We start from the raw sequence: 25,881 nt of genomic DNA on the forward strand, positions 1-25,881 counted from the left end.
CGAGGAGCTGATGATCGCGCAGCACACGCTGAAGTTGCTGCGCGCCTGAAGCGGCGAACGCCGTTTACAACGCGGCGCCAGTGCGCGCGGCCGCTTGCCCTGGATCGGCCTCGATGGCCGCGACGCTGCGTCGTGCCGCCGCACAGTGCAGCAAGTCGGAATCGCTCAGCCAGCGCTGATTGGGATAGTAGGCGAAGACGAATTGCCCGCCCTTGAGCGCGTTGATCACGCGCGGCGCCACGCGTTTGCTCACCGCCGGGCAACCCCAACTGCGGCCGAGGCGACCCTCGCGTTGCGCGAAGGCTTCGCTCACATAAGGCGCGCCGTGGATGACGATGGCGCGCTGCAGCGCATTGTTGTTGAAACCTTCATCCAGCCCCTGCAAGCGGAGTGAATAGCCGTTGTCGCCCTGATACGTGCCTAGTGTGCGGTACAGGCCAAGGCTGGATTCGAGGCTGCCGAGGCGATCCGAAAAATGCTTCGCGAAGTTGTTGCCCGAATTGCGCCCGTGCGCCACCAGCTCGCGCATCAGCAGGCGCGGGTCGGCCAGGTTGAAAATCCACAGACGTCGACGCGTGGAAGGCAGCGAATAATCGATGACGGCCAGCCGTTGCGCGCCCGGCATGCCGCTGCTGACGGCACAATGCATGGCTGCCACCGCCAGCCGCAGCACTTGCGGATTGGCCGTGGGCGCCGCCTGCGCAAGGCTGCGCCATAGCGATGAACCTGCCGCCGATGCCGCGCTTGCAGGCAACACAAGCGCGGCAACCAACAGCGCAATCGCGCGCGTGAGATGGCGGAGTCGAGAGCGGGCAAAAAGCATGTCCTTATCCTAGTTGCTGGGCGCGCGCTGTTCCTGAACACGCCGCGTGCGCGCAGAATGCGGCGAGATTTTCATGACCTCTGCGACCCACCCATGATGAGACACGCCTGGATTGTGCTCGCACTGCTGATCGGAACCTGCGCGCATGCGCAGGCACCTGAAATCGCGCTGCCAACCGCTATCGCCACACGTCTTCACACACTGGCGCAGCAGCCGCTGGGTGCGCTCCGAATCGGCGACAACACCCTCGGCGCGCTGGTTTCACGTTTTTATGCGCAACGCGCCGACGCGCCGCTGTGGCAATCCGTGCCGCGAGTGCGCGCGCTGAGCGATGCGCTCAATGGCCTGGTCGATGATGGCCTGGCGGCGCAGGATTACGGTGGTGATCGCCTCACCCGCGATGTCCTGCGGCTGCAGCACGACGCTTCGCTGACCGACGCGCAACGCGCGGATATCGATGTGCGCGCCACCGCGGCCTATCTGCTGGCGTTGGTGCAATTGCGGCATGGCGTGCTCGATGTCGATGCGTTCTACCCCGATTGGAACGCCGCGCCGCCGGGCTCCGAATCCGATGCGTGGCTGCAGGCCGCCGCGCGCGCAGCAGAAAGCGGGGCAGTCACTGCGGCGTTCGCCGCGGCACGCCCCGCCGCGCCGGTATATGCGCAGTTGCGCACGGCGCTGCAGCGCCTGCGCGACGAAGCCGTCACCGGTGGCTGGCCCGCGCTGCCTGCCGGCCCGACGCTCAAACCCGGCATGCACGATGCGCGCGTGGCGCTGCTGCGCCGGCGTCTGCTAGCCTCCGGCGACCTGACACGCATGGCGGAGAACGACGCCGACGACTACGACGCAGCGCTGGCCGACGCCGTGCGCACGTTCCAAAGCCGGCACGGATTGCAGGCCGATGGCATCGTCGGCGCGGCCACGCGAGCGGCGCTGAACGTGCCTGTGGCGACACGCATCGAGCAACTGCGCCTCAATCTGGAGCGCGCACGCTGGTACCTGCATGCCTTGCCGCCACGCTACGTACAGGTTGACCTCGCCAACTACCGCCTGGGCTACTACGACGATGGGCAACTGGCGTGGTCCACGCGCGTGCAAGTGGGCCAGCCGCGGCGACCCACGCCGGTGCTGCGATCCGTTATCACGCACCTGACCCTCGATCCCTCCTGGGTGGTGCCGCCGACAATTCTGCGCGAGGACATGCTGGCCAAGTTGCGTCGCGACCCGAACTATCTCGCACGCAATGATTTGCGCGTGTTCGATCGTCAGGGACAAATCGTGCCGGCCCACTCGATCAATTGGGCGCGACCGCCGTCGGGACTGACGCTGCGCCAGCAGCCCGGCCCCGAGGGTGCGCTGGGCCTGGTGGCATTCCGTTTCGCCAACACCCACGAGGTGTATCTGCACGATACGCCGCACAAGGCCTTGTTCACGCAAACCCGGCGCGCCTTCAGCTCGGGCTGCGTGCGCGTCGAAAACGCGATGGAACTGGCGCAACTGCTGCTCGACGACCCCGTGCGCTGGAATGCGGAAAGCCTGCAGACCGCGGCCAGCTACGACGTGACCCGCGACGTGCCGCTGGATCCCCCGGTGCCGCTGCACATCATCTACTGGACCGTCGCTGTGCGGAACGATGGCCGCGTGGGCGTGGTGCCCGATGTGTACCACCAGGATCCCGCACTGCGCGATGCCCTGAGCGACGCGCTGGCGAGGCAAGAACAAGCCTTCGCGCTGGCCGACTGAATCCCGGCATGCCCACCGACGAGGTCTGCGGGCGACCATTCTGCGTCAAACTTGATCCAGATCAATTTCCGTAGCGATTACATCTGTTCGCAGTCCATGCGTAGGCATAGGCTGCAAACTTGCGTTTGCGTCACCGTTACCGGGGAGCGTCGCATGTCGCGCAATTCTGCAGTCGCTGTATCGCCGCACTTGCCGCGCGCGCCACTCCTTGAGGATCTGGCGCTGCGGCCGACGCTGATCATGGGCGTCGGCAACACCTTGCAAGGTGACGATGGCGTGGGTGTGCACGCGTTGCACTGGCTGCAGAGCGCGCTGGGCGCCCAGCCCGGCATCACCCTGTACGACGCCGGTACGCTGGGTGCCACGTTGCTGGTGGAGATCGAGCAGGCCGAGCGCTTGATCTTCATCGATGCGATGCGCATGAATTCGGTGCCGGGCACGGTTCGCTGTTTCGAGGGCGCGGCCATGGACCAGTGGCTGCGCCGTGCACAAGCCGGCAGCGTGCATGAGGTCAGCCTTGGCGAACTGCTGGACATGGCGCGTCTGCTCGATCGCCTGCCATCGCGGCGCGCGCTGATTGGCATCGAGCCGGGCCATATCGGCTGGGGCGAGCATCTCAGCGCTGAGCTGACTGGCGCGCTGCCGCAGGTCGAGTCCTGCGTGCGCGATGTGCTGCGGAGGTGGGCCGATGAAACCGCTTGAAATCGCCGTGGTCATCGAGTCGCGCGACGATGCGACCGGCATGGTCGCGGCCATTCTGCGCGAGCTGGAGGGTGCGCTGCAAGCTTATCTCGCCAGCGGCAAGACCCATGTGATCGACCTTGCCACCCTGCCGCTGGGGTCCGCGGATCGCGCGGCTCTGGAGCTGGCGCTGGGTAGAGGTGAGATCGAGGTGCGGATCAACGCTTTGGGTGCGTCACTGCTGCGCGAAACGGGTTTTGCCGGCATCTGGTGGGTTCGCCACGAAGACGTTGAAGGCAAGCTGCTGTGCGAATTGCTAGAAGTCACCGATGTGCCCGAGATCGTGCGCACCTATCGCACGGACATCGAGGCCGCCAGCACGCGGCTGTGCGGACTGACTGCGCTACCCAACTGAGGGGCTGACTCATGGATCGCGAACCGACCATTCTTGAATCGTTCCAGCAGCATGGCATGAGCCGACGCTCGTTCCTGAAATTCTGCGCGGCCACCGCCTCGCTGCTGGCCCTGCCCGCAGCGCGTGCCGCCGAGTTGGCCGAGAAGCTGGCCGGCATGCCGCGACCGACCGTGATCTATTTGTCGTTCCAGGAATGCACCGGCTGCCTGGAATCGCTCACGCGCTCGTTCTCGCCGACCATCGAGCATCTGATTTTCGACACCATCTCGCTGGCCTACAACGATACCTTGCAGGCCGCCGCGGGCGCAGCCGCTGAAGCCGCGCGCGAGGAGGCGATGCGCAAGGCCTGGGGCAAGTACGTGCTGGTGGTCGATGGCTCCATTCCAGCCCCGCTCGATGGCGCCTACTGCGTGATCGGCGGCAAGAGCGCACTGGCGTCGGTGCAAGCGGTGGCCAAGGGCGCTGCCGCGGTGATCGCGGTCGGCACTTGCGCGGCCTTTGGCGGGCTGCCCATGGCCGCGCCCAATCCCACCGGCGCGGTGGCGGTGCAGGATCTGATCAAGGATCGCCCGCTGATCAATATCTCGGGTTGCCCGCCGATCCCCGAAGTGATCACCGGCACCATCGTGTATTTCCTCACCTTCGGTGTGCCCGAACTGGATGAGCACCGTCGCCCCAAGGTGTTCTACGGCAACACCATCCACGATCGCTGCTACCGGCGCCCGTACTACGACAAGGGGTTGTTCGCCAAGACCTTCGATGACGCTGGCGCGCGCAATGGCTGGTGTCTGTACGAGCTGGGCTGCAAGGGACCCGTGACCTACAACTCGTGCGCGACGATGAAATGGAACGGTGGCACCAGTTTCCCGATCGAGTCGGGGCACGGCTGTCTGGGCTGCTCAGAGCCGGAGTTCTGGGATCGCGGCGATTTCTACAAGCCGCTGTCGGCGGGCTTGTGGCGCGGTGACATCGGTGTGGATCTGGGTATCGCGGCGGTGGCTGGCGTGGCCATCGGCGGTGCTGCGGCATTGGCGGCACGGCATCGTCAGGACAAGACCCGCGCCGAGAACGAAGCCAAGAAACCGGAGGGCAAGTGATGGATCTGCTCACCTTTGCACGTGGTCCCGCCCTGCAATGGGCGCTGGTAATTTTCGTGGTCGGCACGGTATGGCGACTGGCCGGCATCCTGTTGCTGCGACGCAAGCCCGATTACACCGAGCCGCGCAGCACGCATACCTGGCGCGGCGCGGCCAAGCTCATCGTGTCGCGCACATGGTCCAAACGCGAGTTCCGTGCCAGTACGGCGTTTGGCCAGACCATCGGCTATGTATTCCACATCGGTTTGGCGATCGTGGTGTTCGGTTTCGTGCCGCACATCCTGTTCATCCGCAGCCTCACCGGATTGTCGTGGCCGGGGCTGCCCAGCAGCATCGTGTACGTGGCCGGCGCACTGACCGTGGCGGCGCTGGTGGCGGCGCTGGTGCGCCGGCTCAGCAACCCGGTGATGCGCCTGATTTCCAATGCCGACGATTATTTCAGTTGGGCGATCACCATTGCCCCGGTGATCACCGGCCTGCTCGCCGCGGCGCACTTGGGCGCGCCTTATCAGACCCTGCTGGCCATCCACATCCTCAGCGTGTGCCTGCTGCTGGCGTGGCTGCCATTCGGCAAACTGATGCATGTCTTCCTGCTGTTCATTGCGCGCGGCACCACCGGCGCGCTGTTCGCCCGCAAAGGAGCCAGCACATGACCGAGGCCACCCTGCCCCCGCTGCAAACCGAAGGCCCGCGCTTCGGCATCAAGAAGCCCGAACAACGCTATGACCTGCAGGGCGAGATACCCGCGCAGGAGCGCGTGGATATCGCCATGCGCAACTTCGTCCGCGACTTCGGCGCCGTGGCCGCGACTTACATGGAATCGTGCGTGCACTGTGGCATGTGCGCCGAGGCCTGCCACTTCTACGTGCAGACTGGCGATCCCAAGTACACACAGATCTGGAAAATCGAGCCGTTCAAGCAAGCCTACAAGCGCGAGGCCGGGCCGTTCGCGCTGTTCATGCGCGCGCTGGGGCTGAAGCGCAGGGTCACCATCGAGGAACTGCAGGAGTGGCAGGAGCTGATCTACGACTCCTGCACCATGTGCGGCCGCTGCACCCTGATCTGTCCGATGGGCATCGACATCGCCTCGCTGGTGGGCTTGGCGCGCCACGGCATGCACAAGGCCGGGCTGGTGCCGCACGAACTCTGGGCCGCGGCCGAACGCGGCGAGCGCGAAGGCAGCCCGCTGGGCGCGACGCCCAAAGTACTCAAGGAACGCATCGAATGGATAGCCGACGAGGATGACGTCGATATCCACCTGGACAAGGAACAGGCCGATGTGCTGGTCACCATGTCGTCAATTGAGATCCAGAAATATCCGCAGGCCATGGCCGCTGTGGCCAAAGTGCTCAATCACTTGGGCCTGAGCTGGACGATCCGCTCCGATGGCTACGAGGCGACCAACTTCGGCCTGCTCTCGGGCAACGCCGACTGGCAGCGCGACATGAGCATGAAGATGATCAAGGCCGCGATCGCGTGCAAGGCCAAGCTGCTGTTGCTGCCCGAATGCGGCCACGCCTACAGCGCCATGCGCTGGGCCGGCGCCAATATCTACGGCCAGCCGTTGCCGTTCAAGGTGCGCCACATCTCCGAGTTCCTGGGCGAGCACATTGCCGATGGCAGCTTGCGCGTGAAGAAAGGGCTGAACACCACGGTGACTTTTCACGATCCCTGCCAGATCGCGCGCCGCGGCGGCGTGATCAAGGCACCGCGCGTGGTGCTCAACGCACTCGGTGCCGAGATCCACGAGATGAAGGACAACCGCGGCATGAACTGGTGTTGCGGCGGCGGTGGCGGCGTGATCAGCATCCATCGCGCCGACGCGATCCGCTACAAGGCTTTCCAGATCAAGATGCGCCAGGTCGAGGACACCGGCGCCGAGATGCTGATCACCAGTTGCTCCAACTGCCGCCTGAGCTTCGACGACAGCCAGGCGCATTTCCACTGGGACAAGACCGCACACAGCCTGCTCGAAGCAGTCGCCGACAATCTTGATCAGCCGCCAGCTGCGCCTGCCGCCACCGCATCGCCCGTACCGGGAGCCCCTGCGCCATGAGTGCCCAAACCGTCGTTGTCGATCCGATCACGCGCATCGAGGGTCACCTGCGCATCGAGGCCACGCTGGACAACGGCGTGATCAGTCAGGCGTCCAGCTCCGGCACCATGGTGCGCGGCATCGAGCTGATTCTGCGCGGGCGCGACCCGCGCGATGCCTGGGCGTTCGCGCAGCGCATCTGCGGCGTGTGCACGCTGGTGCATGGTATCGCCTCGGTGCGCGCGGTCGAGGACGCGCTCGACTATCCGATACCGCCCAACGCGCAACTGATCAGAAACCTGATGATCGCCGCGCAGTTCGTGCATGACCACGTCATGCACTTTTATCACCTGCATGCGCTGGATTGGGTCGATGTGGTCTCGGCGCTTTCGGCCGATCCGCAGAAAACCTCTGCGCTGGCGCAATCGATCAGCAGCTATCCACAATCCTCGCCGGGTTACTTCAAGGCCGTCAAGGACAAACTGCAGCGTTTCGTGGCCTCGGGTCAGCTCGGCATATTCGCCAACGGCTACTGGGGCAGCCCGCTGTACAAGCTGCCGCCCGAAGCCAACCTGATGGCCGTGGCGCATTATCTCGACGCGCTGGCCTGGCAGCGCGAGGTGGTCAAGCTGCACGCCATCTTCGGCGGCAAGAACCCGCACCCTAATTTTGTCGTCGGCGGGGCACCCGCCGCGATCAGCGTTGGGCCTGGCAGCACGGGCAGTACCGGCGGCGCCACCGCGATCAACATGAACGGGCTGGAGATCGTGCAGAACGTGATCCGCCAGATGCGCAGTTTCGTCGATCAGGTGTATCTGCCCGACACGCTGGCGATCGCCGGCTTCTACAAGGACTGGTTCAAGAAAGGCGAAGGCGTCGGCAATTTCCTCACCTATGGTGAGTTCCCCAGCGAGGGCAAGAGCATCAACGACCTCGCCAGCCTGATGATTCCGCGCGGCATCATCCTCGATCGCGACCTGAGCCGGGTGCACGAGGTTGATCTCAACGCCAGCGAGCAGATCCAGGAGTTCGTGGCGCACTCGTGGTACGACTACTCCACCGGCAAGGACAGCGGTTTGCACCCCTACGTGGGGCAGACCAACCTGCACTACAGCGGCCCCAAACCACCTTATGAGCACCTCGACACCGAGGCCAGTTACTCGTGGCTGAAATCGCCGCGCTGGAAAGACAAGGTGATGGAGGTCGGCCCGCTGGCGCGCGTGCTGATGCTGTATGCCAAGGGTGATCCGGCCACGCGCGAACTGGTCGGCATGGTACTCGGCAAGCTGGACCTGCCGCCGGCGGCCTTGTTTTCGACCATGGGCCGCACCGCCGCGCGCACGCTCGAATCCAAGCTCATCGCCGATTCCATGCAGGGCTGGTATGACCAGCTCATGGCCAATATTCGCGCCGGCACACTGGAAACCTTCAACCCCACGTTGTGGGAGCCCTCGACGTGGCCCAGCGCCAGCAAGGGCGTCGGTTTCATGGAGGCCCCGCGTGGCGCGCTGGCGCACTGGATCGTGATCAAGGAAGGCTTGATCGACAACTACCAGGCGGTGGTGCCCAGCACCTGGAACGCCGGTCCGCGCGATGCGCTGGGACAGGATGGGCCCTATGAGGCCGCGTTGCGCGGCACCACGCTGCTGGATCCCAAGCAGCCACTGGAGATCCTGCGTACCATCCACAGTTTCGATCCTTGTCTCGCCTGCGCGGTGCATGTCGCCGACCCGGACGGCACGCCGCTGATCCGGATCGAGGTGAACTGAGATGCGCGCTGGTGGCGCGACGCACATTGCCGGAGCCGGCTGATGTGCATGGGCATCCCCATGCAGGTCGTGCACGGCGACGAGTGGCAGGCGCTGTGCAACGTGGATGGCCAACAGTGCCGCGTCAGCATGGCATTGGTCGGCGCGCAGGATGCCGGCACCTGGCTGCTGGTGCAGCAGGACACCGCGCGCGAAGTGCTCAGCGCGGAAGGTGCTAAAAAAATCACGCTGGCTCTGGCCGGCGTCGCCGCCGCGTTGCGCGGCGAAGCCGATTTGACCCCTTACTTCCGCGATCTCGTGAGCACGCCACCACGCGCACCGGGACAGTGACATGGCCCTTGCGACTTTCGTGCCATGGCAGCCACCGCCATGAACACGCCGCCTGCACCGCCACCTTTCCTGTCGCTGCACACGGTGCGCGGCGAATGGCTGCGCTTGGGTTTTGTCGCGCCGCGCGAGACGCGCATCGTTGCGTGGCTGACGCAGGTCGAGCCTGAGGTCGCACTGCAGCGTATCGGCCTGGCGTTCTCACTATGCCGTGTCGCGCAACGCAGCGCCGCGCAACTGACGCTGCATGCGGCGGGTGCGACTTTGGCACTGCCGGATCACGCTCATCTCAGTGCCACGGTGCATGCGGAATGGTTGCGCGAGCACGCTTGCAATCTGCTGCTGTCATGGCCGCGATTGCTGGGCCAGCCCGAGGAGCCCGCGCTGGTGCGCGCACTGCTGCGGGGCGCTGACGACAGCCGCGCATGGCAAGGCACATGGACCGGGCCGCTCACCCACGATGTGCTCGGCATCAGTCCCGCGCGATTCCTGGCGCTGGATCGCGACGGACTGGCCGCCTGGTGCACCGCCTGCGCCACGCCCACGGCTGCGCGATTTGCGCGCTGGCGCGGCGCCACACCCAGCGTCGGACCTGCGCCCACGCTGCCGCCGCTGGAGCAATGGCACGACGAAACCGCGGCCACGCTGGCGCAGCACATGTGCAACGAAGCCGACTTCTGTGCGCGCCCGCACTGGCGTGGACAAGCCTGTGAAACCGGCGCCCACGTGCGTCAGCGTAACCATGCACTGCTGCAGTCATGGCACGCACTGTCGGGCGATGACGCCGCGGCGCGCATGCTGGCGCGACTGATTGAACTGGCGCGGACCGCGACAGGTGATGCGTGCGCGCCGGCTCTGCGCGCATGGCGCGTGGCACCCGGTGAAGGTCTCGCTGCTGTGGAAACCGCGCGCGGGCCGCTACTGCACTGGGTGCGCGTCGCTGCAGGCAAAATCAGCGACTACCGCATCGTGGCGCCCACTGAGTGGAACTTCCGCGCGCATGGGGTGCTGGAGCGCGCGCTGGCGCAGTGCGCTGACGATACCACTGCGCAGGCGCGCGCCTGGGTACTGGCGCTGGACCCCTGCGCCGAATGCAGCGTGGAGACCGGCCTTGCATGAGATGGCGCTGGCCGAAGGCGTGCTCGGCATCATCGAGGAGGCGCAGCGGCGTCAGGGCTTTGCGCAGGTGTGCGCGGTACGGCTGGAAATCGGCGCGCTGGCCGGCGTTGAAGTTCCGGCGCTGCTGTTCTGCCTCGAAATCGTGCTGACGCACAGCGTGGCGCGGCAAGCGCGCATCGAGTGTCTGCCTGTGCCCGGCAGCGGCTGGTGCATGGACTGCGCGCAGACTGTGTCAATTGCCACGCTGTACGCCAATTGTCCGCGCTGCGGGAGCGCCCAGGTGCAGGCCACCGGCGGCCTGCAAATGCGCGTGCAAGATTTGATCGTTGAATGAGGAACATCGCCATGTGTAATGTCTGCGGTTGCGGGTCGGGTGAGGTGAAAATCGAGCGTGCGCCGGGCCAGCCCGAGACAGCGTTGGCCGATGCACCGAAGCATGCGGGCCATGGCCACGCGCACCACCATGCGCACGGGCACGACCGCGATCATGCCCATGCTCATGAACACGCGGACGGCCACGATCACGAACATTCCGCCACATCGGCCGGTGATCTGCACTACGGCCATGGTCCAGCGCATGCCCACGCACCTGGCATGAGCCAGTCACGCATGCTGCGCATCGAGCAGGACATCCTTGCGGTCAACAACGCCCACGCCGCCGACAACCGGCGCTGGTTCGCCGATCACGGCGTATTCGCGGTGAATCTCGTGTCCAGTCCGGGCTCGGGCAAGACCACGCTGCTGGTGCGCAGCATTGAAACCTTGCGCGACGCGCTGCGCGTTGCCGTCATCGAGGGCGATCAGCAAACCACGCACGATGCCGACCGCATCCGCGCCACCGGCGCGCCGGCGCTGCAGATCAACACCGGCAAGGGCTGTCATCTTGATGCACACATGCTTGGTCACGCGCTGGAGCATCTGCATCCCGAGGACGACAGCCTGCTGCTGATCGAGAACGTCGGCAATCTGGTGTGCCCGGCCAGTTTCGACCTGGGCGAGGCGCACAAGGTCGTGGTGCTGTCGGTGACCGAGGGCGAGGACAAGCCGCTGAAATATCCCGACATGTTTCATGCGGCGGATCTGATGCTGTTGAACAAGATCGATCTGCTGCCGCATCTGCGCTTCGATGTCGAGCAATGCGTTGCGTACGCGCGCCAGGTCAACCCCAGACTGACAGTGCTGCAGGTCTCCGCGCAGTCCGGCGCGGGCATGGAGGCCTGGCTCGACTGGTTGCGCCAGGGCGTGGCCGAGGCACGGCAGCAGCGCGGCCAGCGCATCGAGGCGCTGCGGGCGCGCATCGCCGAACTCGAAACGCAGCTTGCGGCCAAAGCCTGAGTCGCGCATGAGCGTCGCCGAAGCTCCCGCCGACTGCATCGTTCAACACCGCGTGCGCGTGCGCGGCGTGGTGCAGGGCGTGGGCTTCAGGCCCTGGGTGTGGCGCCTCGCGCAGGCGCACGCGCTGCGCGGCTGGGTGCGCAACGACAGCGATGGTGTGGACATGCTGCTGCAAGGAGCACCCGCGGACATGGATGCATTCGCACGCGCGCTGAGCAGCGAACCCCCGCCACTGGCGCACATCGACGATGTGTGCTGGACGGACGCGGCGCCCGAGCCGCTGCGCGCCGAATTCATCATCCTGGAGAGCGCGCAGAGAAACGCTGCGCATACAGCCATCGGCGCGGACAGCGCGGTGTGCACCGACTGCCTGGTGGAGATGTTCGATCCCGCCGATCGCCGCTGGCGCTACGCCTTCAGCAATTGCACGCACTGCGGACCGCGCTACACCATCACGCGCGGCATCCCGTACGACCGCGCACGTACCAGCATGGCGGCGTTTCCAATGTGCCCCGCCTGCATGGCCGAGTATGCCGATCCCGCCGACCGCCGCTTTCACGCCGAACCCATCGCCTGCCCCACCTGCGGTCCGCGCCTGAGTTGGCTGGATTCTCACGGCCGTTTACAGGATTGCACTGACGCGCTGCAGGCCGTCGTCGCGGCACTTCGCGCGGGCGCCATCGTGGCGATCAAGGGACTGGGCGGTTTTCACCTGGCCTGCGACGCGCGCAACGCCGATGCCGTGCTGCGCCTGCGCCAGCGCAAGCAGCGCGAGGTGAAACCTTTCGCGCTGATGCTGGCCAACCTGCACTCGATCGAGTTGCTGGCGCTGTTGGATGCCGACGAACGCGCGCTACTGCAATCACCCGCGCGACCCATCGTCCTGCTGCGCAAGCGCGGCGGCGGCGATGCACTGCTGCTTGGCGTGTGCGACGGCATGGCGCGACTGGGGGTGATGCTGCCCTACACGCCGCTGCACTATCTGCTGTTTCACGAGTACGCAGGACGCCCCGCGGGCAGCACGTGGCTCGACACGTTCGACTCACCGGCGCTGGTGATGACCAGCGCCAACCCGTGCGGCGAGCCGCTGGTGGCCAACAATGCCGAGGCCGTGTGGCGCTTGGGCAGCATCGCCGACGCGCTGCTGGTGCATGATCGCGACATCGTCGTGCGTTGTGACGACAGCGTGCTGCAGCATGCCGGCGGGCAGATGCAATTCATCCGCCGCGCGCGTGGCTATGTGCCGCGCGCGATCCGCCTGCACGCGGACGGCCCCGTGGTGCTCGCAGTCGGCGCGCATCTCAAGAACACACTGTGCATCACGCGCGGCGATGAGGCCTTCGTCTCGCAGCACATCGGCACACTCGACAACGCCGCCACCCGCGACATGTTCGATGAAGTGACACAGCACCTGCTCGGCCTGCTGCAGGTGCAACCGGAGGCACTGGCGCACGATCTGCACCCGGACTTCCACTCCACACGTTACGCACAGGCGCTGGCCGCACGACTCGATGTGCCCTGCATCGCCGTGCAGCATCACCACGCGCATATCGCCGCCGTGGCCGCCGAACACCGCCACGCCGGACCGCTGTTGGGTCTGGCACTGGATGGCGTTGGCCTGGGTCCGGATGGTGGCGCCTGGGGCGGCGAGCTGCTACGCATCGACGGTGCGTACTGCGAACGCCTCGATCACTTGCGTGCGCTGGCCTTGCCCGGCGGTGATCGCGCCGCACGCGAACCCTGGCGCATGGCGGCGGCGGCGCTTGCGGCCATGGGCCATGGCGATGACATCGCGCGGCGCTTCGCCGATCAGCCGCAAGCCCTGGCCGTGCAGCGCTGGCTGACCTCGGGCGCGGCGATTCCCGTCACCAGCAGCCTGGGCCGCTGGTTCGATGCGGCCGCAGGATTGCTCGGCATCTGCGCGGTAATGGATTTCGAAGCCCAGGCCGCGATGCGCTTGGAGGCGCTGGCCTTGCGCCACGGACCAGCGCAGCCTTGGGATGAGGGCTATCGGTTTACCGGCGCCGGGCTCGACTTGTTGCCATCGCTACAACACCTGCGCAGTGCCACGGATGTTACCGAAACCGCCGCGCGCTTCCACGCCACACTTGCCACTGCGCTCGTCGCATGGGCACTGCGCGCGGCGCGCCAGCATGATCTTGGTGTGATCGCACTCGCTGGTGGTTGCCTGCTCAATACCGTGCTGGCTGGTGCGCTGCGTGCGCAGCTCATGGCGCACGGTCTACACGTACTGGAAGCGCAGCAGGTTCCGCCGAACGACGGTGGGCTCAGTCTCGGTCAGGCCTGGGTCGCGCAACAGCATCTGATCAGCATCAATTGAAGGAGAATCACATGTGTCTCGCCCTGCCCGCACGCGTCGTCGAACTGGTCGCCAATGATCAGGCGGTCATTGAACTGGGCGGCATCCGCAAGACCATCTCGCTGGCGCTGGTCGATGGCATCGCGCCCGGCGACTACGTGATCGTGCATGTCGGCTATGCGTTGACGCGCCTCGATCCGGCGCAGGCCGAAGCCACGCTGGCGCTGATGGCAGCAAGCCCCATTGCCGAAACCGTGCCATGAAATACATCGACGAATACCGTGACAGCGCCCTGGCGCAGCACATCGCCGCAGCCATCCGCAGTGCCGCCAACCCCGCGCGCATTTATCGGTTCATGGAGTTCTGCGGCGGCCACACCCACGCCATCGCGCGCTACGGCCTGCCTGATCTGCTGCCGGACAACGTGCACATGATCCACGGCCCCGGTTGTCCGGTGTGCGTGCTGCCGATCGGTCGCATCGACCTGGCTATCAAGCTGGCACTGGAAAATGGCGTGATCCTCTGCACCTACGCTGACACCCTGCGCGTCCCCGCCTCGGAAAGCCTGTCCCTGCTGCGAGCGAAAGCAAGAGGCGGTGACATCCGCATGGTGTATTCGGTGACGGATGCCCTGAAGATCGCCCACAACAATCCGGGGAAAGCGGTGGTGTTCTTCGCCATCGGTTTCGAGACCACCACGCCGCCCACGGCGGTGGCCATCAGGCAGGCACAAGCCGAAGGCTTGAAGAACTTCTCCGTGCTGTGCTGCCACGTGCTCACCCCCTCGGCCATCATCAATATTCTGGAATCACCCGAAGTGCGGGTGCTGGGTACCGTGCCTCTGGACGGCTTTATCGGTCCGGCGCACGTCTCCACCGTGATCGGCAGCCGGCCGTATGACTTCTTTGCCGAGGAGTACCGCAAGCCGGTGGTCATTGCGGGCTTCGAGCCCCTAGACGTGATGCAGGCCATTCTCATGCTGGTGCGCCAAGTGAACGAGGGTCGCGCCGAGGTGGAAAATGAGTTCACCCGGGCGGTGACCCCCGAGGGCAACGAGAAGGCGCAGAAACTGGTGTCCGAAGTGTTCGAGCTCAGACGCAGCTTTGAATGGCGCGGGCTGGGGGAAGTACCCTACTCGGCGCTCAAGATTCGCAGTCACTACGCCGAATTTGACGCCGAGCGACGTTTCGATCTGGAATACAAGCCCGTGCCTGACAAGAAGGCCTGCGAGTGCGGGGCGATCCTGCGCGGGGTGAAAAAACCCACCGACTGCAAAATCTTCGGCACCGTTTGCACGCCTGAGAATCCCATGGGCTCGTGTATGGTGTCCTCCGAGGGTGCCTGTGCGGCGCATTACAGTTATGGGCGGCACAAGCACGCGGAGGTACCGGCATGAGCAGCCAGGTGGAAAAAGGCTACGCCCATTAAAACCCGCTTCGACGGACGGCGCATGATGGATTGGCTGTCAGGTGAACAGCTGCCGAGAATCTGCTGACATGCGCATCCTCTTGCTCACTCACACCTTCAACAGCCTCACCCAGCGGCTGTTCGTTGATCTCACCGCCCGGGAACACGAGGTGTCGGTGGAACTTGACATTAACGACAGTGTCACCACGGAGGCGGTGACCCTGTTTCGGCCTCACCTGATCTTGGCACCCTACCTGCGCCGGGCGATTCCCGAATCTGTCTGGCGCAATCACGTCTGCCTCATCGTCCATCCCGGCATCGTCGGTGATCGCGGCACCTCGGCGCTGGACTGGGCCATCCTGGAAGGCGAGACAGAATGGGGCGTGACAGTGCTGCAGGCGGAAGCGGTCATGGACGCAGGACCGATCTGGGCGGCGGAAACCTTTGCCATGCGGGCGGCTACGAAGTCTAGCCTGTACCGCAACGAGGTCACAGAGGCCGCGCTGCGCGCGGTGCTGACGGCCATCGAGCGGCTGCCGGACTATCACGCTGGACGATGGCAGCCGGTGCCACTGGATGCTGCGAACGCCCGCGGCCGCCTGCGCCAGACGATGAAGCAGGGCGACCGTGCCATCGACTGGGAAGAGGATGATACTCTGACTGTGCTGCGCAAGATCAACGCCGCAGACGGCTTTCCCGGTGTGCTGGACAGCCTGTTCGGCAAGCCTTGTCATCTGTACGACGCGCATGCCTTCCCAGCGCGCGGCGTGCTGGGGCGGGTGCGCATGGGCATCGTGCGGGCGACGAGAGACGGTGCGGTGTGGATCGGCTATGTCAGGCGCGCCGATGTCGGGCCGCGGATCAAGCTGCCAACCATCGTGGCTTTCCCCGAGGCAGCCGACCTGCCCGAACATGCGGACGAGGCTGCGGACATTCACTATGAAGAGACGGATGGGGTGGGCTGCCTGCACTTCGATTTCTACAACGGTGCCATGGGCACTGCGGCCTGCGAGCGTCTGCTGGCTGCCTATCAGCAGGCACGCAGTCGCCCGACCCGAATCATCGTATTCATGGGCGGACCAGACTTCTTCAGCAACGGCCTCGACCTCAACCTGATCGAGGCGGCGGTCAACCCCCCGGATGAATCCTGGCGCAATATCAGCGCTATGGACGACCTGTGCCAAGCGATTCTTGAAACCGACAACCACCTCACCGTCTCTGCCCTGCAGGGCAATGCCGGGGCTGGCGGAGCCTTTCTTGCCTTGGCTGCCGACCAGGTCTGGGCACGTAACGGTGTCATTCTCAACCCCCATTACAAGAACATGGGCAACCTGTACGGTTCCGAGTACTGGACTTATCGGCTTCCCCGGCGAGTGGGCGAGGATGAGGCAAGAAAGATCATGCGGCACCGTCTTCCTCTGGGCGATGAGGAGGCTAGGCGCCTAGGCTTCATCGACGCACATTTCGGCCGGGATACAGCCGACTTCGTCGCGCAAGTGAAACATCGCGCCGCCGCCTTGGCAGCCGCCCCGGACTTCGCCGAACGGCTGTCGGCAAAGCGCGCGCGCCGCGCCGCTGACCAGGCGGCTAAGCCGCTGGCGCAATATCGCGCCGAGGAACTGGCTCACATGCAGCGCAACTTCTACGGCTTCGATCCCAGCTACCACGTGGCACGGCATCATTTTGTGCACAAGACGCCGCACTCCTGGACGCCGAGACATTTGGCCAGACACAGGGAACTGGGTTGGACAGCCCCCCAGGACTGAAGCTCATGCCATTTCCGCCCACCGTACTTGTCGTCGACGACGAAATCCGCCCCCAAGAAGCGCTGCGCCGCACGCTGGAGGAGGACTTCGGGGTGTTCACCGCCTCCAGCGTGACCGAGGCGCGGACCGTCATGGAACGGGAGGATGTGCAGATCGTGCTCATCGACCAGCGCATGCCGGAAGTGAGCGGCGCGACCTTCCTTGAGGAGGTCTGCGAGACGTGGCCGGACACGGTGCGCATTGTCATCTCCGGCTACACACAGACGAATCAGATGGATGTGATGCAGGCCATCCTGATGCTGCTGCAACAAGTCAACGAGGGCCGTGCCGAAGTGGAAAACGAGTTCATGCGCGCGATCACGCCAGCCGGCAATCGCAAGGTGCGGGCGTTGATGGATCAGGTATTCGAGCTGCGCGACCGCTTCAAATGGCGCGGCCTGGGCGAAATTCCGCATTCGGCACTGCGTATTCGTGATACCTACGCTGCCTTCGATGCCGAGCACCGATTCGCACTGGACTATCGCAGCGTGGCCGATAATCTTGCCTGCGAGTGCGGCGCGATGCTACGCGGTCTCAAGCGCCCGCTCGGCTGCAAGCTATTCGGCACGGTGTGCACGCCGGAGGCACCGATGGGCTCGTGCATGGTGTCCTCGGAAGGCGCCTGCGCCGCGCACTACACCTTTGGTCGCCACAAGGATGCACAGGCAAGCGCGGCATGAGCGGACAGGTCAAGCCCGGCTACGCGCGTGCGCTGGACATCAAGCGCGGCCGCATCGATCTCAGCCACGGCGGCGGCGGACGCGTCATGGTGCAACTGGTGCGCGAGTTGTTCGCGCGGCACCTGGGCAATACCTGGCTTGATCAGGGCAACGACGCCACCGTGCTGCCGCCAATCAGCGGGCGCCTGGTGTTGACCACCGACAGCCACGTGGTCGCGCCGCTGTTTTTCCCGGGTGGCGACATCGGCAGCCTCGCCGTGCACGGCACCATCAACGACCTCGCGGTGATGGGCGCGCGTCCGCTGTGGCTCACGGCAGGCTTCATCCTCGAAGAGGGCTTTCCGCTGGGCGATCTCGATCGCATCGCGGCGTCTATGGCACGTGCTTGCACTGCGGCGGGCGTGCTGCTGGTGGCCGGCGACACCAAAGTGGTCGAGCACGGCAAGGGCGATGGCGTGTTTATCACCACCACGGGTGTGGGTGAGGCGCACCCGCACTGCACGCTCTCAGGCTCCGCGGCGCGCCCCGGCGATGCAGTGCTACTGTCCGGCACGCTGGGCGATCACGGCATGGCCATCATGAGCCAGCGCGAAAATCTCGGTTTCGACACGCCGATCGAATCCGACAGCGCGGCGCTGCACGGACTGACGGCGCGGCTGATGGCGTGCGCGGGCGCGGACATCCACCTGATGCGCGATCCCACCCGCGGCGGGCTCGCCGCGACCATGAACGAAATCGCCGACCAATCTGGCGTCGGTGTATTGCTTGATGAAAGCGCCATTCCGCTACGCCCGGAGGTGGCTGCCGCTTGCGAACTGCTCGGCCTCGACCCGCTCAACGTGGCCAACGAAGGCAAGTTGGTGTTGGTCTGCGCCGGGCATGCCGCCGATGCGTTGCTGGCCACGATGCGCGCGCATCCGCTTGGGCAGACGGCGGCGCGCATCGGCAGTATCACCTCCGATGCCAACCATTTCGTGCAGATGCGCACGCAGCTGGGTGGCTACCGCATGGTCGATTGGCTCAGCGGCGAGCAACTCCCGAGGATCTGTTGAGGCTATTCACCGTGAACACCGACTCCACGCCATCGCATCGGTTCTGGATGAAACGCGCCGCAGCACCGCTGGGCTTTGTGGCCTTGTTGAACCTGTGCGCTTGGCTGGCGCTGTTTGCCGTGGCCGGGCATGACGCCACCCTGTTTGGCATCGGCGCAATGGCTTATTTCTTCGGCCTGCGCCATGCCTTCGATGCCGATCACATCGCCGCGATCGACAACGTGACGCGCAAGCTGCGCCAGGACGGCCAGCACCCCACCGCCACCGGGCTGTTTTTTTCTCTGGGCCACTCCACCGTGGTGATCCTGCTGTCGCTGGCCCTGGCGTTGGCCGCGCGTGAGACCGAAACGCACATGGCGCTGATGCACGGCATGGGCGGCGCGATCGGCACCGTGGTCTCGGCCCTATTCCTGACGCTGATCGGACTGATCAACCTGCGTATTCTCATCCAGTTGCTGCGCGCATTGCGCCGCACGCGCGCCGGCGCAACGGATACTGGTCACGCCAACACCGACGCGTTACTGGAACAGCGCGGCTTCATGTCGCGACTGTTCCGGCGCCTGTACGGGCGCATCCACGCCAGTTGGCAGATGTACCCGATCGGCTTCCTGTTTGGCCTGGGCTTTGATACCGCCACCGAAATCGCGATCCTGGGCCTGTCCGCGAGCCTTGCACAGCATGGCGGCATGAGTCTCTGGGGCGTGATGGTGTTTCCGCTGCTGTTCACCGCCGGCATGAGCCTGATGGATACGCTCGATGGCCTGGTGATGCTGCGCATCTACGACTGGGCGATGTCCGACGCGCTACGCAAGCTGCTATTCAACACCGCGGTCACTGGCATGGGTGTGGTCGTGGCGCTGCTGGTCGGCGGCATCGAATGGCTGCAACTGCTGACCAGCGAACTGGGCTGGAACACCGGTATCTGGAGCGCACTGGAAAACCTCGATTTCAGCGCGCTTGGGCTGATGATTACCGCACTGATCGTGCTCACCTGGGGCGGCGCCGCGCTGTACTACCGGCGCGCATTGCGGCCGCGCGCAGCGACCAACTCTGCATTGGTGTAGCGCCAGATCAGTGATTGTCCGGCCGGACAGCGGTAGGTATCCGACTCGGGCACATAGACAAAGTCGCTTGCCAAACAGCCCCTGGACTTGGTTGTTCGAGGTCTGCGGTCGAGGCCTGATCTTGAGTGCGCGCGATCATTTGCTGGCCCTGCCCAAACCCAAGCTCAAACCCAGCGCTTGCCCACAAATCCATCGCGCGCAAGATTTCCATCCTTGGTGGTATAGGCATAGACCGATCGGTCGTGGTCTAGCTCAAAATCGGTGCCGGCGGGCGTCAGGGATTCTGGGGTCCGTCCAAAAGCGTCATCGCCATCAGAAAAGGCACGCACGGAATCAGCGGTGGCACCCACTCGAGCGACCGCCGTCGCGCCCATCGCCACCGTTGCAGCGCCCAGGACGCCCTGAAAAAATCGACGACGCCCGGCGACAGCCTCGTCATCGTTGTTTGGGATAGTCATAGCAAGCCTCGCTACTCATAAAGTCACCATGTCACCGGACGTACCGGACCCTCGACACTTCGGGAGACGTATCCGCGAACCTGACCACCGCCGAGCGTGTTGCGCGACATCGACCATGCGCCAGCTCAGTGAGGTAGGCGCGCCATCTGGGGCAAAAGACAGCCTTGGAGCCCCGGGACAGAGGGGGACTTGCCGCAAACACACGATGCGGCAGCATGGCTCGCTGCGGCACCGAATCGTAAGGTATCAAAATATTCCGTGGATACATTGGCACCCACCTCGCTTCCCCTACCAACAATAATCAAGCTGCGCCGTATGGCGTCGCGATGACTTGACCTAAATCAAGTATGCTAGAGAAACATCGACGGCGTGGCGCACCGGCCCCGTGTCATTTTGTCACGCATATAGGCCATGTTAGCTCAGCTCAGGCAATCTCAAGCACTCTCGCAAGTCCCCGCCCTATTTATCGCCGAGCGCATACGACGACCCACGTGAAGCGTCCCCAGCAGATATCTTCGACGCGACATTTTACCGCATTGACTAGAATGTGCTGACCGGAGCTTCATATATGGAAATGAGTTTTTCGGCGTTTTCAACGCTTCGTGTGGTAAAGGGTTTAGTTGGACGCCTGAACGCCTGTAACGCGTGATGGGATCCAAGGGTTGGTGGAGAGATGCTTGAGCTTGGCGCACAGCAGGTAGCAGATGGCGATCAGGTTGCGGTCGGTGCGATAGCCACGGGCGCGCGCCGTGGCGGCTTGGATCAGGCCGTTCATGGCCTCGACGAAGCCGCTGGAGATGCCTCGACCTGGCTGGTCTTGCCGCACGGGGTTGCTGGCCACGCGCGGCAACTCGGCGGATGTATGCCCGGAACTGGAAGAAGCGCAGGTGCTGCCAGGTGCGCGCGGTCCGATCATGGATCGGCTGGTCGGCCGTGCCACACAGCTCAACCCCTCAGATCATCGATCCCACAGGAAACGACGAGGAGCCTATTGATCGGAGCGAGTTTTTACACCTGCCGCTAATAAGGAGAGTCTCATGTTAACGTTGAGAATAGGTTTTGTATGCCTTGTTGCTCTTCTAGCTGCCGGATGTGGCCAGAGACAGGTAAGTTTTAAACAGGATGTGTTCCCGATTTTGCAGAAGAATTGCAGCGTTTGCCATGCACCCGGTGGCCCTGGTTATATTGCAAGCGGCTTCAGTGTCATGAGCTATCAAGACGTGATGCGTGGAACACGTTATGGGCGCGTGATAATTCCTGGATCAAGTATTTCCAGTACGTTGGTGCGTCTTATTCAGCATCGGGCAAACCCGCTCATTAATATGCCAAAAAACTTTCAACTTGTTTACAATAAACACGAAGAGTATATCCACGCCGAATCAAACGCCAGACGGCTACCATCCACAGACATAAAACTAATCAAAGAATGGATTAATCAAGGCGCCAAGGATAATTGATCGTGATTAGAACGCAAGCTGCGGGGGCTGGGCGATCCGCTGGTAGCGCTGAACATGTTCGTGCCGTGGGCGATGCGCCGGCCCCCAGTTGGCCTTGCCGCTGTAGCGCACGCCATACTGCAGCAGAAACGACTTCAGTCGCTGCCGCGCTTGTCGCAGATCCTGCTTGGCCGTGCCCCGCGCCCGCACCAAATCGCGCAGCGCCTCATCCTCGACCGTCGGCACGTGCACCCGGCTCAGGTCGTCATTGCGCAGCGCCCGTACCAGCATCACCGCGTCGCGCCGATCCGTCTTCACCCGGTCACCCGGCTTGCGCGCCAGCCGCGAGGGCGCACACACCGTGCACGCAAAACCCTTCTTCGCCAGATACCAGTACAGCCCGTAGCCACACGGCCCCGCTTCGTACACCCATACCACCCGCGAGGCCTTGGACTGCTCCGTGCGCACAACTTGTCGATGTCGCACTCGCGCACACCCACGTTGCCCAGTACCTGAACCTCGCCCAGACCGACCGAGTACGCCGTCGCAAGGAATACACAATGACCGAACAAAACACAGCCATTATGTGCTGCCCGGATCTAAAGCGAGATGGCTATCCAATGGGGACACCAACTTCATTTCAAAATGGATGGACCCGGGAGCCAAAGATAACTAGTGGGCGCCGAGAATAGGCTTTCCTGCTTTCTGGCAACACCGTGAGTCCAGTGTGCCTTATATCGCTTATATGGTCTTCAGATAAATGCCACGTTGCAGTATTTATTAAAACGCGCGAGATGCAACAATGCCACACTGGCAGCCGTTGAACAGCCATCTACCCGGCGGCAAGTTGTAATCAATACGATCGGGGCGTGACAGACAACATTAAAGATATGGATGACCGACTCATGAGTTAGTAGACCACTCACATTTTTTCGCTCGCAGAGGAGGTTACAAAATGAAACCCTGGTACAGCTTGCATGCGTTTATCATTCCACTAATTGTTTTCGGTACTTTAGCGCCTAAGGCGGGAATTGCAGGTGACGCGAAAAAGGGAGCGGCCATCTACAGCCAAAGCTGCGTCGCATGTCACGGGATAGACGGTAAGGGCAGTATTCCTGGCGCGCCCGATCTTATGGCAAAAAACGGCGTTCTAAAGAGCCCCGACAGTGTTCTGATTGAACGAATTACAAATGGCTACCAAAGCAAAGGCTCGCCAATGGCGATGCCACCGAAAGGGGGCAACTCTTCCCTTACAACGCAGGATATCAGTGACGTGCTCGCATATATTCGGCAGCGCTTTGGTGGTACTGATAAGCGCTGATCTTGAGCAACGTCGCGGGGTCTGGGGCGGGCGCAGGCCACGCTGGGCCACTGTTTCCGACGAGGTCACCGTCGCGTGATGCAAACCACAGTCCGAGCACGCCCTGCGCGCCGTGCACGATGTTCTCACCATACTGAAGATCAGCGCTAGTAAATTGGACTTGTAATTCATGAAGAATATTAGCACACAAATATTCACGGAATATCATTTCAGACAACGAGAAGACCGACGCCGTTTTCTGTTTAGCGAGACTTGGCAGCAAAATCTCCCCCAAGTTTTTGAAGATGTTCCTGGCTATTACAAAATGGGCAACATCATCGCGAGTTTTGGAATTTGGGAGCTATGGGTCCACCAGTTCATGGGGCTGATCCATGTCCAACCATACGATCATGTTCTGGATATTGCGGCCGGCACTAACGACCTTGGATTAAGGCTCCTTCGTCGCGATCCGACACTGCAAATCACCGCAATCGATCGAAGCAAGGAGATGCAAGAGCATGGTCGGTTTCTGGCCAGAAAACAAAATTTTATTATCGAGAGCTACATCCAGGATGTCCACTGTTTGCCATTTCCAGATGATTCTTTCGATGCCGTTACCATCCAGGCCGCATCGCGCCATTTGCAACTTGATAAACTGTTTCCAGAAATCCATCGCGTACTCAAACCTGGCGGCTGGTTTTATCACTGCGATATGCTAAAACCCAATTATCAAATTATTCAAGCTGCGTACTTGGAATTCCTAAAGTTGTCAGTTGCGTTAACGGCAAGATTATTTGGAGCATCAAAAATATCCCGCGGTTGCAACGTTTATTTCAGTGATGTGATTAAAGAGTTTTATACTCCAGAAGAGTTGTCACATGTTATTAAGATTTGTGGGTTTTCAAATGTCAAATGCAACAAGAGCATCTGGGGTGGGATGGTTGGCTTCCATTCCGCGCAGAAATCTTATAGCGAGCAGTTTGCGAAACCTCCCACCTGATTCTTAATATGTATGCATGGCTTCTCTACAAGAAGAAGATTTGGCAAAACCCGCTCCGGATTCTATCCGGGTCGTATTTTTAACCTTTAAGCGCTTCGTATTAACCTTATTAAGGTTCTCCTGTTGGCGATCTATAGGTTGACCACTCGAATTCAGACTGATCCGCATACATCCGAGTACCTTCAGAGGACGGCAATACCATGATACAAAACAGCATGCCCGCAAAAAACAAAGCCGCAGCTCGGGTGTCCGCGCTCGTGGTCGGAGCAATAATGACCGCCTTGCCATGGTATGTCGATGGCCCGTACGCTATGCAACACCCCGAAAGCTTCTGGAATTGCCTCATCACGGGCATCCTCATGATGAGCGTTGCAGGTACGGCCCTCATTTGGCATCGCGCCTACTGGCCCGCTTGGGTATTCCTTGCGCTCGTCGCCTGGACACTCATGGCGCCCGAACCGCTCGGCTTCGCAAGACCGGAAATGACGGTAGCTCGCCTGATTCTGGGTGGCGTGGGTATCGCTGTTTCGGTGCTATGGATCCGGCGCGTTCTTGGCCGTATACCAGCCGATCGCCCCGTGGTCAAGGGCAGAACATTTCGCGAATGCTCTAGCACCGAGCGCACGCTGTACGGATTGATCTTGGTCGTTCTCGGGCTGGGATATTGTATGGCCCTGACCTACCTGTATATGACGCACGAAGGGCTTAGCGGCAAGCCCGGGCTGTCGGTGCAAGACATCGCCATCGGCTACTACGGCAATCGCAGCGGCACCAAATTGGAGGCGATGCTGCGCGGCCCAATGAGTGGGTTTAGAAGCCAACAGGACATGGATAAGATCGTTGCCTGGCTGAAGTCCGGCGCCGGCGAGTCCGGTTACAACAAGACCATTCATCCCATCATCGAGCGTGACTGTGCACGCTGTCATAGCGCAAAATCCGGCATGCACTTGTCCGACTGGAACACATACTCGGGAATCAGCAAGGTGGCGAAGGTGGATACGGGTATGTCTCTGGAGACCTTGGTGGAGCTGTCGCATATCCACCTGTTCGGCATCGGTTTGGTGGCGTTTGTGCTCGGCTATGTTTTCACCTTTGCAAGGCTCCCGGCGTGGTTCAAGAACTTTGTCATAGTAGTCCCGTTTGTCGCCATTGTTATCGATATTGCGACGTGGTATCTAACAAAATGGGATCCGATTTACGCGTATACGGTAGTTGTCGCTGGCGCTGTTTTGGGACTTTCGTGGGCAATTCAGATTTTTGTTTCCCTTTATCAGATCGTTTTCTTGGGAAAACCGGGACTACAGAGCGCAACATGAACAGCGCAGCTCTTGATCCGCGCTGAAGTTCAGCTTGGAACCTCTGAACAAGCCGCCGCGAGCGCGCCCATCGTCGACTTGAGCATGATGGACGCACCAAGCGAGCAGCAACGTCCCATTGTGGTCATCCCGATGTCCACTTCAGCGTCCTTTGCATGCCGCGCTCCGCGTTTTCGCGGAACGCGGACACACTTATCCCGTCACCGGCAGCAGGCGCTTGCGCGCCAGCCACAGGTTGACCAACGCGAACAGGACCTGCAACTGCGCGGTGTTCTTGGCCAGGCCCTTGAAGCGCACCTTGGTGTAGCCGAACTGGCGCTTGAGCACGCGAAACGGATGCTCCACCCGCGCCCGTACCGCTGCCTTGAGGTATTCCACATGCTGCACGGCCTTCTTGTACGGCCCCTCGGGCAGCGCCTTGATGCGCCCGCGCTTGGCGGCGATGTGCCAACGCCGGCCGCGCTTGGCAGGCACCCGCTGCTCGGCGCCGGTGTAGCCCGCATCCGCCCACACGCTGCGCTCCTGGCCATGCAGCAGCCGGCCGGTCTCGGTCACGTCGGCTGCATTCGCCGCCGTGGTCGTCAGTGTATGCACCAGGCCGGATTCCACGTCCACCCCAATGTGCGCCTTCATGCCGAAGTACCACTGCTGGCCTTTCCTGGTCTGATGCATCTCGGCATCACGCGCGTGATCCCGGTT

27 protein-coding genes are annotated in these 25,881 nt (G+C 62.8%); 22 read left to right on the forward strand and 5 right to left on the reverse strand.

The annotated features are described in order from the left end of the window. Positions 1-64: 64 nt before the first annotated feature. Entirely contained in the window at positions 65-823 is a 759-nt protein-coding gene (locus tag ACYDAT_RS12035) for a murein L,D-transpeptidase catalytic domain family protein (RefSeq protein ID WP_461450350.1), read from the reverse strand. Positions 824-916: 93 nt separating this feature from the next. On the opposite strand from ACYDAT_RS12035, the gene ACYDAT_RS12040 reads away from it, so the two are divergent. The 18 genes from ACYDAT_RS12040 to ACYDAT_RS12125 all read left to right on the forward strand — a co-directional run bounded on the left by ACYDAT_RS12040 (position 917) and on the right by ACYDAT_RS12125 (position 19,672). Next, a complete protein-coding gene (locus ACYDAT_RS12040; protein ID WP_461450352.1) occupies positions 917-2,566 on the forward strand; it encodes a L,D-transpeptidase family protein in 1,650 nt (549 codons plus the stop codon). 153 nt (positions 2,567-2,719) lie between these two features. After that, complete coding sequence (locus ACYDAT_RS12045; RefSeq protein ID WP_461450354.1) at positions 2,720-3,268, forward strand: HyaD/HybD family hydrogenase maturation endopeptidase; 549 nt, start codon at positions 2,720-2,722, stop codon at positions 3,266-3,268. Next, positions 3,255-3,662 carry a hydrogenase expression/formation C-terminal domain-containing protein gene (locus ACYDAT_RS12050; protein WP_461450356.1) on the forward strand — a complete coding sequence of 136 codons (408 nt, stop codon included), beginning with the start codon at positions 3,255-3,257 and terminating at the stop codon, positions 3,660-3,662. The genes ACYDAT_RS12045 and ACYDAT_RS12050 overlap by 14 nt, the downstream gene beginning before the upstream one ends. Positions 3,663-3,673: 11 nt before the next feature. Then, positions 3,674-4,759 (forward strand): hydrogenase small subunit, encoded by a 1,086-nt coding sequence (locus ACYDAT_RS12055; protein ID WP_461438765.1) that lies wholly within the window; start codon positions 3,674-3,676, stop codon positions 4,757-4,759. Further along, entirely contained in the window at positions 4,759-5,412 is a 654-nt protein-coding gene (locus ACYDAT_RS12060; RefSeq protein ID WP_461438766.1) for a hypothetical protein, read from the forward strand. Before ACYDAT_RS12055 ends, ACYDAT_RS12060 begins: the two co-directional genes overlap by 1 nt. Next, complete coding sequence (locus tag ACYDAT_RS12065; RefSeq protein ID WP_461450358.1) at positions 5,409-6,815, forward strand: (Fe-S)-binding protein; 1,407 nt, start codon at positions 5,409-5,411, stop codon at positions 6,813-6,815. The genes ACYDAT_RS12060 and ACYDAT_RS12065 overlap by 4 nt, the downstream gene beginning before the upstream one ends. Then, a complete protein-coding gene (locus ACYDAT_RS12070) occupies positions 6,812-8,563 on the forward strand; it encodes a nickel-dependent hydrogenase large subunit (protein WP_461450360.1) in 1,752 nt (583 codons plus the stop codon). Before ACYDAT_RS12065 ends, ACYDAT_RS12070 begins: the two co-directional genes overlap by 4 nt. Positions 8,564-8,611: 48 nt before the next feature. Continuing rightward, a complete protein-coding gene (locus ACYDAT_RS12075; RefSeq protein WP_461438769.1) occupies positions 8,612-8,893 on the forward strand; it encodes a HypC/HybG/HupF family hydrogenase formation chaperone in 282 nt (93 codons plus the stop codon). A 39-nt stretch (positions 8,894-8,932) separates the two neighbouring features. After that, the gene (locus tag ACYDAT_RS12080; RefSeq protein ID WP_461450362.1) at positions 8,933-10,009 is read left to right on the forward strand and encodes a nickel-dependent hydrogenase large subunit; all 1,077 of its coding nucleotides are present in this window, start codon (positions 8,933-8,935) and stop codon (positions 10,007-10,009) included. A 1-nt stretch (position 10,010) separates the two neighbouring features. Further along, complete coding sequence (locus ACYDAT_RS12085) at positions 10,011-10,343, forward strand: hydrogenase maturation nickel metallochaperone HypA/HybF (RefSeq protein WP_461438790.1); 333 nt, start codon at positions 10,011-10,013, stop codon at positions 10,341-10,343. 11 nt (positions 10,344-10,354) lie between these two features. Continuing rightward, positions 10,355-11,344 carry a hydrogenase nickel incorporation protein HypB gene (gene hypB, locus ACYDAT_RS12090; protein WP_461450364.1) on the forward strand — a complete coding sequence of 330 codons (990 nt, stop codon included), beginning with the start codon at positions 10,355-10,357 and terminating at the stop codon, positions 11,342-11,344. A 7-nt stretch (positions 11,345-11,351) separates the two neighbouring features. Then, entirely contained in the window at positions 11,352-13,685 is a 2,334-nt protein-coding gene (hypF, locus tag ACYDAT_RS12095) for a carbamoyltransferase HypF (RefSeq protein WP_461450366.1), read from the forward strand. An 11-nt stretch (positions 13,686-13,696) separates the two neighbouring features. After that, complete coding sequence (locus ACYDAT_RS12100; RefSeq protein WP_461438773.1) at positions 13,697-13,927, forward strand: HypC/HybG/HupF family hydrogenase formation chaperone; 231 nt, start codon at positions 13,697-13,699, stop codon at positions 13,925-13,927. Beyond that, positions 13,924-15,060 carry a hydrogenase formation protein HypD gene (gene hypD / locus ACYDAT_RS12105; protein WP_461438774.1) on the forward strand — a complete coding sequence of 379 codons (1,137 nt, stop codon included), beginning with the start codon at positions 13,924-13,926 and terminating at the stop codon, positions 15,058-15,060. The genes ACYDAT_RS12100 and hypD overlap by 4 nt, the downstream gene beginning before the upstream one ends. 100 nt (positions 15,061-15,160) lie before the next feature. Next, positions 15,161-16,837, forward strand: coding sequence for an enoyl-CoA hydratase-related protein (locus ACYDAT_RS12110; protein ID WP_461450368.1), 1,677 nt, complete (start codon positions 15,161-15,163; stop codon positions 16,835-16,837). 5 nt (positions 16,838-16,842) lie between these two features. Then, positions 16,843-17,556 (forward strand): response regulator, encoded by a 714-nt coding sequence (locus tag ACYDAT_RS12115; protein ID WP_461438776.1) that lies wholly within the window; start codon positions 16,843-16,845, stop codon positions 17,554-17,556. Then, a complete protein-coding gene (hypE, locus tag ACYDAT_RS12120; RefSeq protein WP_461450370.1) occupies positions 17,553-18,608 on the forward strand; it encodes a hydrogenase expression/formation protein HypE in 1,056 nt (351 codons plus the stop codon). The genes ACYDAT_RS12115 and hypE overlap by 4 nt, the downstream gene beginning before the upstream one ends. Positions 18,609-18,619: 11 nt before the next feature. Next, positions 18,620-19,672: a HoxN/HupN/NixA family nickel/cobalt transporter gene (locus ACYDAT_RS12125; protein ID WP_461450372.1), complete on the forward strand. Its 1,053-nt coding sequence runs from the start codon at positions 18,620-18,622 to the stop codon at positions 19,670-19,672. Positions 19,673-19,836: 164 nt separating this feature from the next. Here the strand turns inward: ACYDAT_RS12125 and ACYDAT_RS12130 are convergent, their stop codons facing one another. Then, positions 19,837-20,130, reverse strand: coding sequence for a hypothetical protein (locus ACYDAT_RS12130; protein ID WP_461450374.1), 294 nt, complete (start codon positions 20,128-20,130; stop codon positions 19,837-19,839). A 616-nt stretch (positions 20,131-20,746) separates the two neighbouring features. Then, entirely contained in the window at positions 20,747-20,971 is a 225-nt protein-coding gene (locus tag ACYDAT_RS12135; RefSeq protein WP_461450376.1) for a transposase, read from the reverse strand. A gap of 196 nt (positions 20,972-21,167) precedes the next feature. Between ACYDAT_RS12135 and ACYDAT_RS12140 the strand changes: the two genes are divergently transcribed. Then, a complete protein-coding gene (locus ACYDAT_RS12140) occupies positions 21,168-21,587 on the forward strand; it encodes a c-type cytochrome domain-containing protein (protein ID WP_461450378.1) in 420 nt (139 codons plus the stop codon). A gap of 6 nt (positions 21,588-21,593) precedes the next feature. On the opposite strand, the gene ACYDAT_RS12145 is transcribed toward ACYDAT_RS12140, so the two are convergent. Further along, positions 21,594-22,034 carry an IS110 family transposase gene (locus ACYDAT_RS12145; protein WP_461450379.1) on the reverse strand — a complete coding sequence of 147 codons (441 nt, stop codon included), beginning with the start codon at positions 22,032-22,034 and terminating at the stop codon, positions 21,594-21,596. Between the two features lie 487 nt (positions 22,035-22,521). On the opposite strand from ACYDAT_RS12145, the gene ACYDAT_RS12150 reads away from it, so the two are divergent. The 3 genes from ACYDAT_RS12150 (at position 22,522) to ACYDAT_RS12160 (ending at position 25,182) form a co-directional block, all read left to right on the forward strand. Continuing rightward, positions 22,522-22,887, forward strand: a complete 366-nt coding sequence (locus tag ACYDAT_RS12150) for a c-type cytochrome (protein ID WP_461450381.1) — start codon at positions 22,522-22,524, stop codon at positions 22,885-22,887. A 169-nt stretch (positions 22,888-23,056) separates the two neighbouring features. Beyond that, entirely contained in the window at positions 23,057-23,866 is an 810-nt protein-coding gene (locus tag ACYDAT_RS12155; RefSeq protein WP_461450383.1) for a class I SAM-dependent methyltransferase, read from the forward strand. A gap of 215 nt (positions 23,867-24,081) precedes the next feature. Continuing rightward, a complete protein-coding gene (locus tag ACYDAT_RS12160; protein ID WP_461450385.1) occupies positions 24,082-25,182 on the forward strand; it encodes a hypothetical protein in 1,101 nt (366 codons plus the stop codon). A 192-nt stretch (positions 25,183-25,374) separates the two neighbouring features. Here ACYDAT_RS12160 and ACYDAT_RS12165 read toward each other — a convergent pair. Then, on the reverse strand, positions 25,375-25,881 hold a 507-nt coding region (locus tag ACYDAT_RS12165; RefSeq protein ID WP_461450387.1), incomplete at its 5' end, for an IS5 family transposase.

The sequence above is a fragment of the Metallibacterium sp. genome (assembly GCF_054637675.1).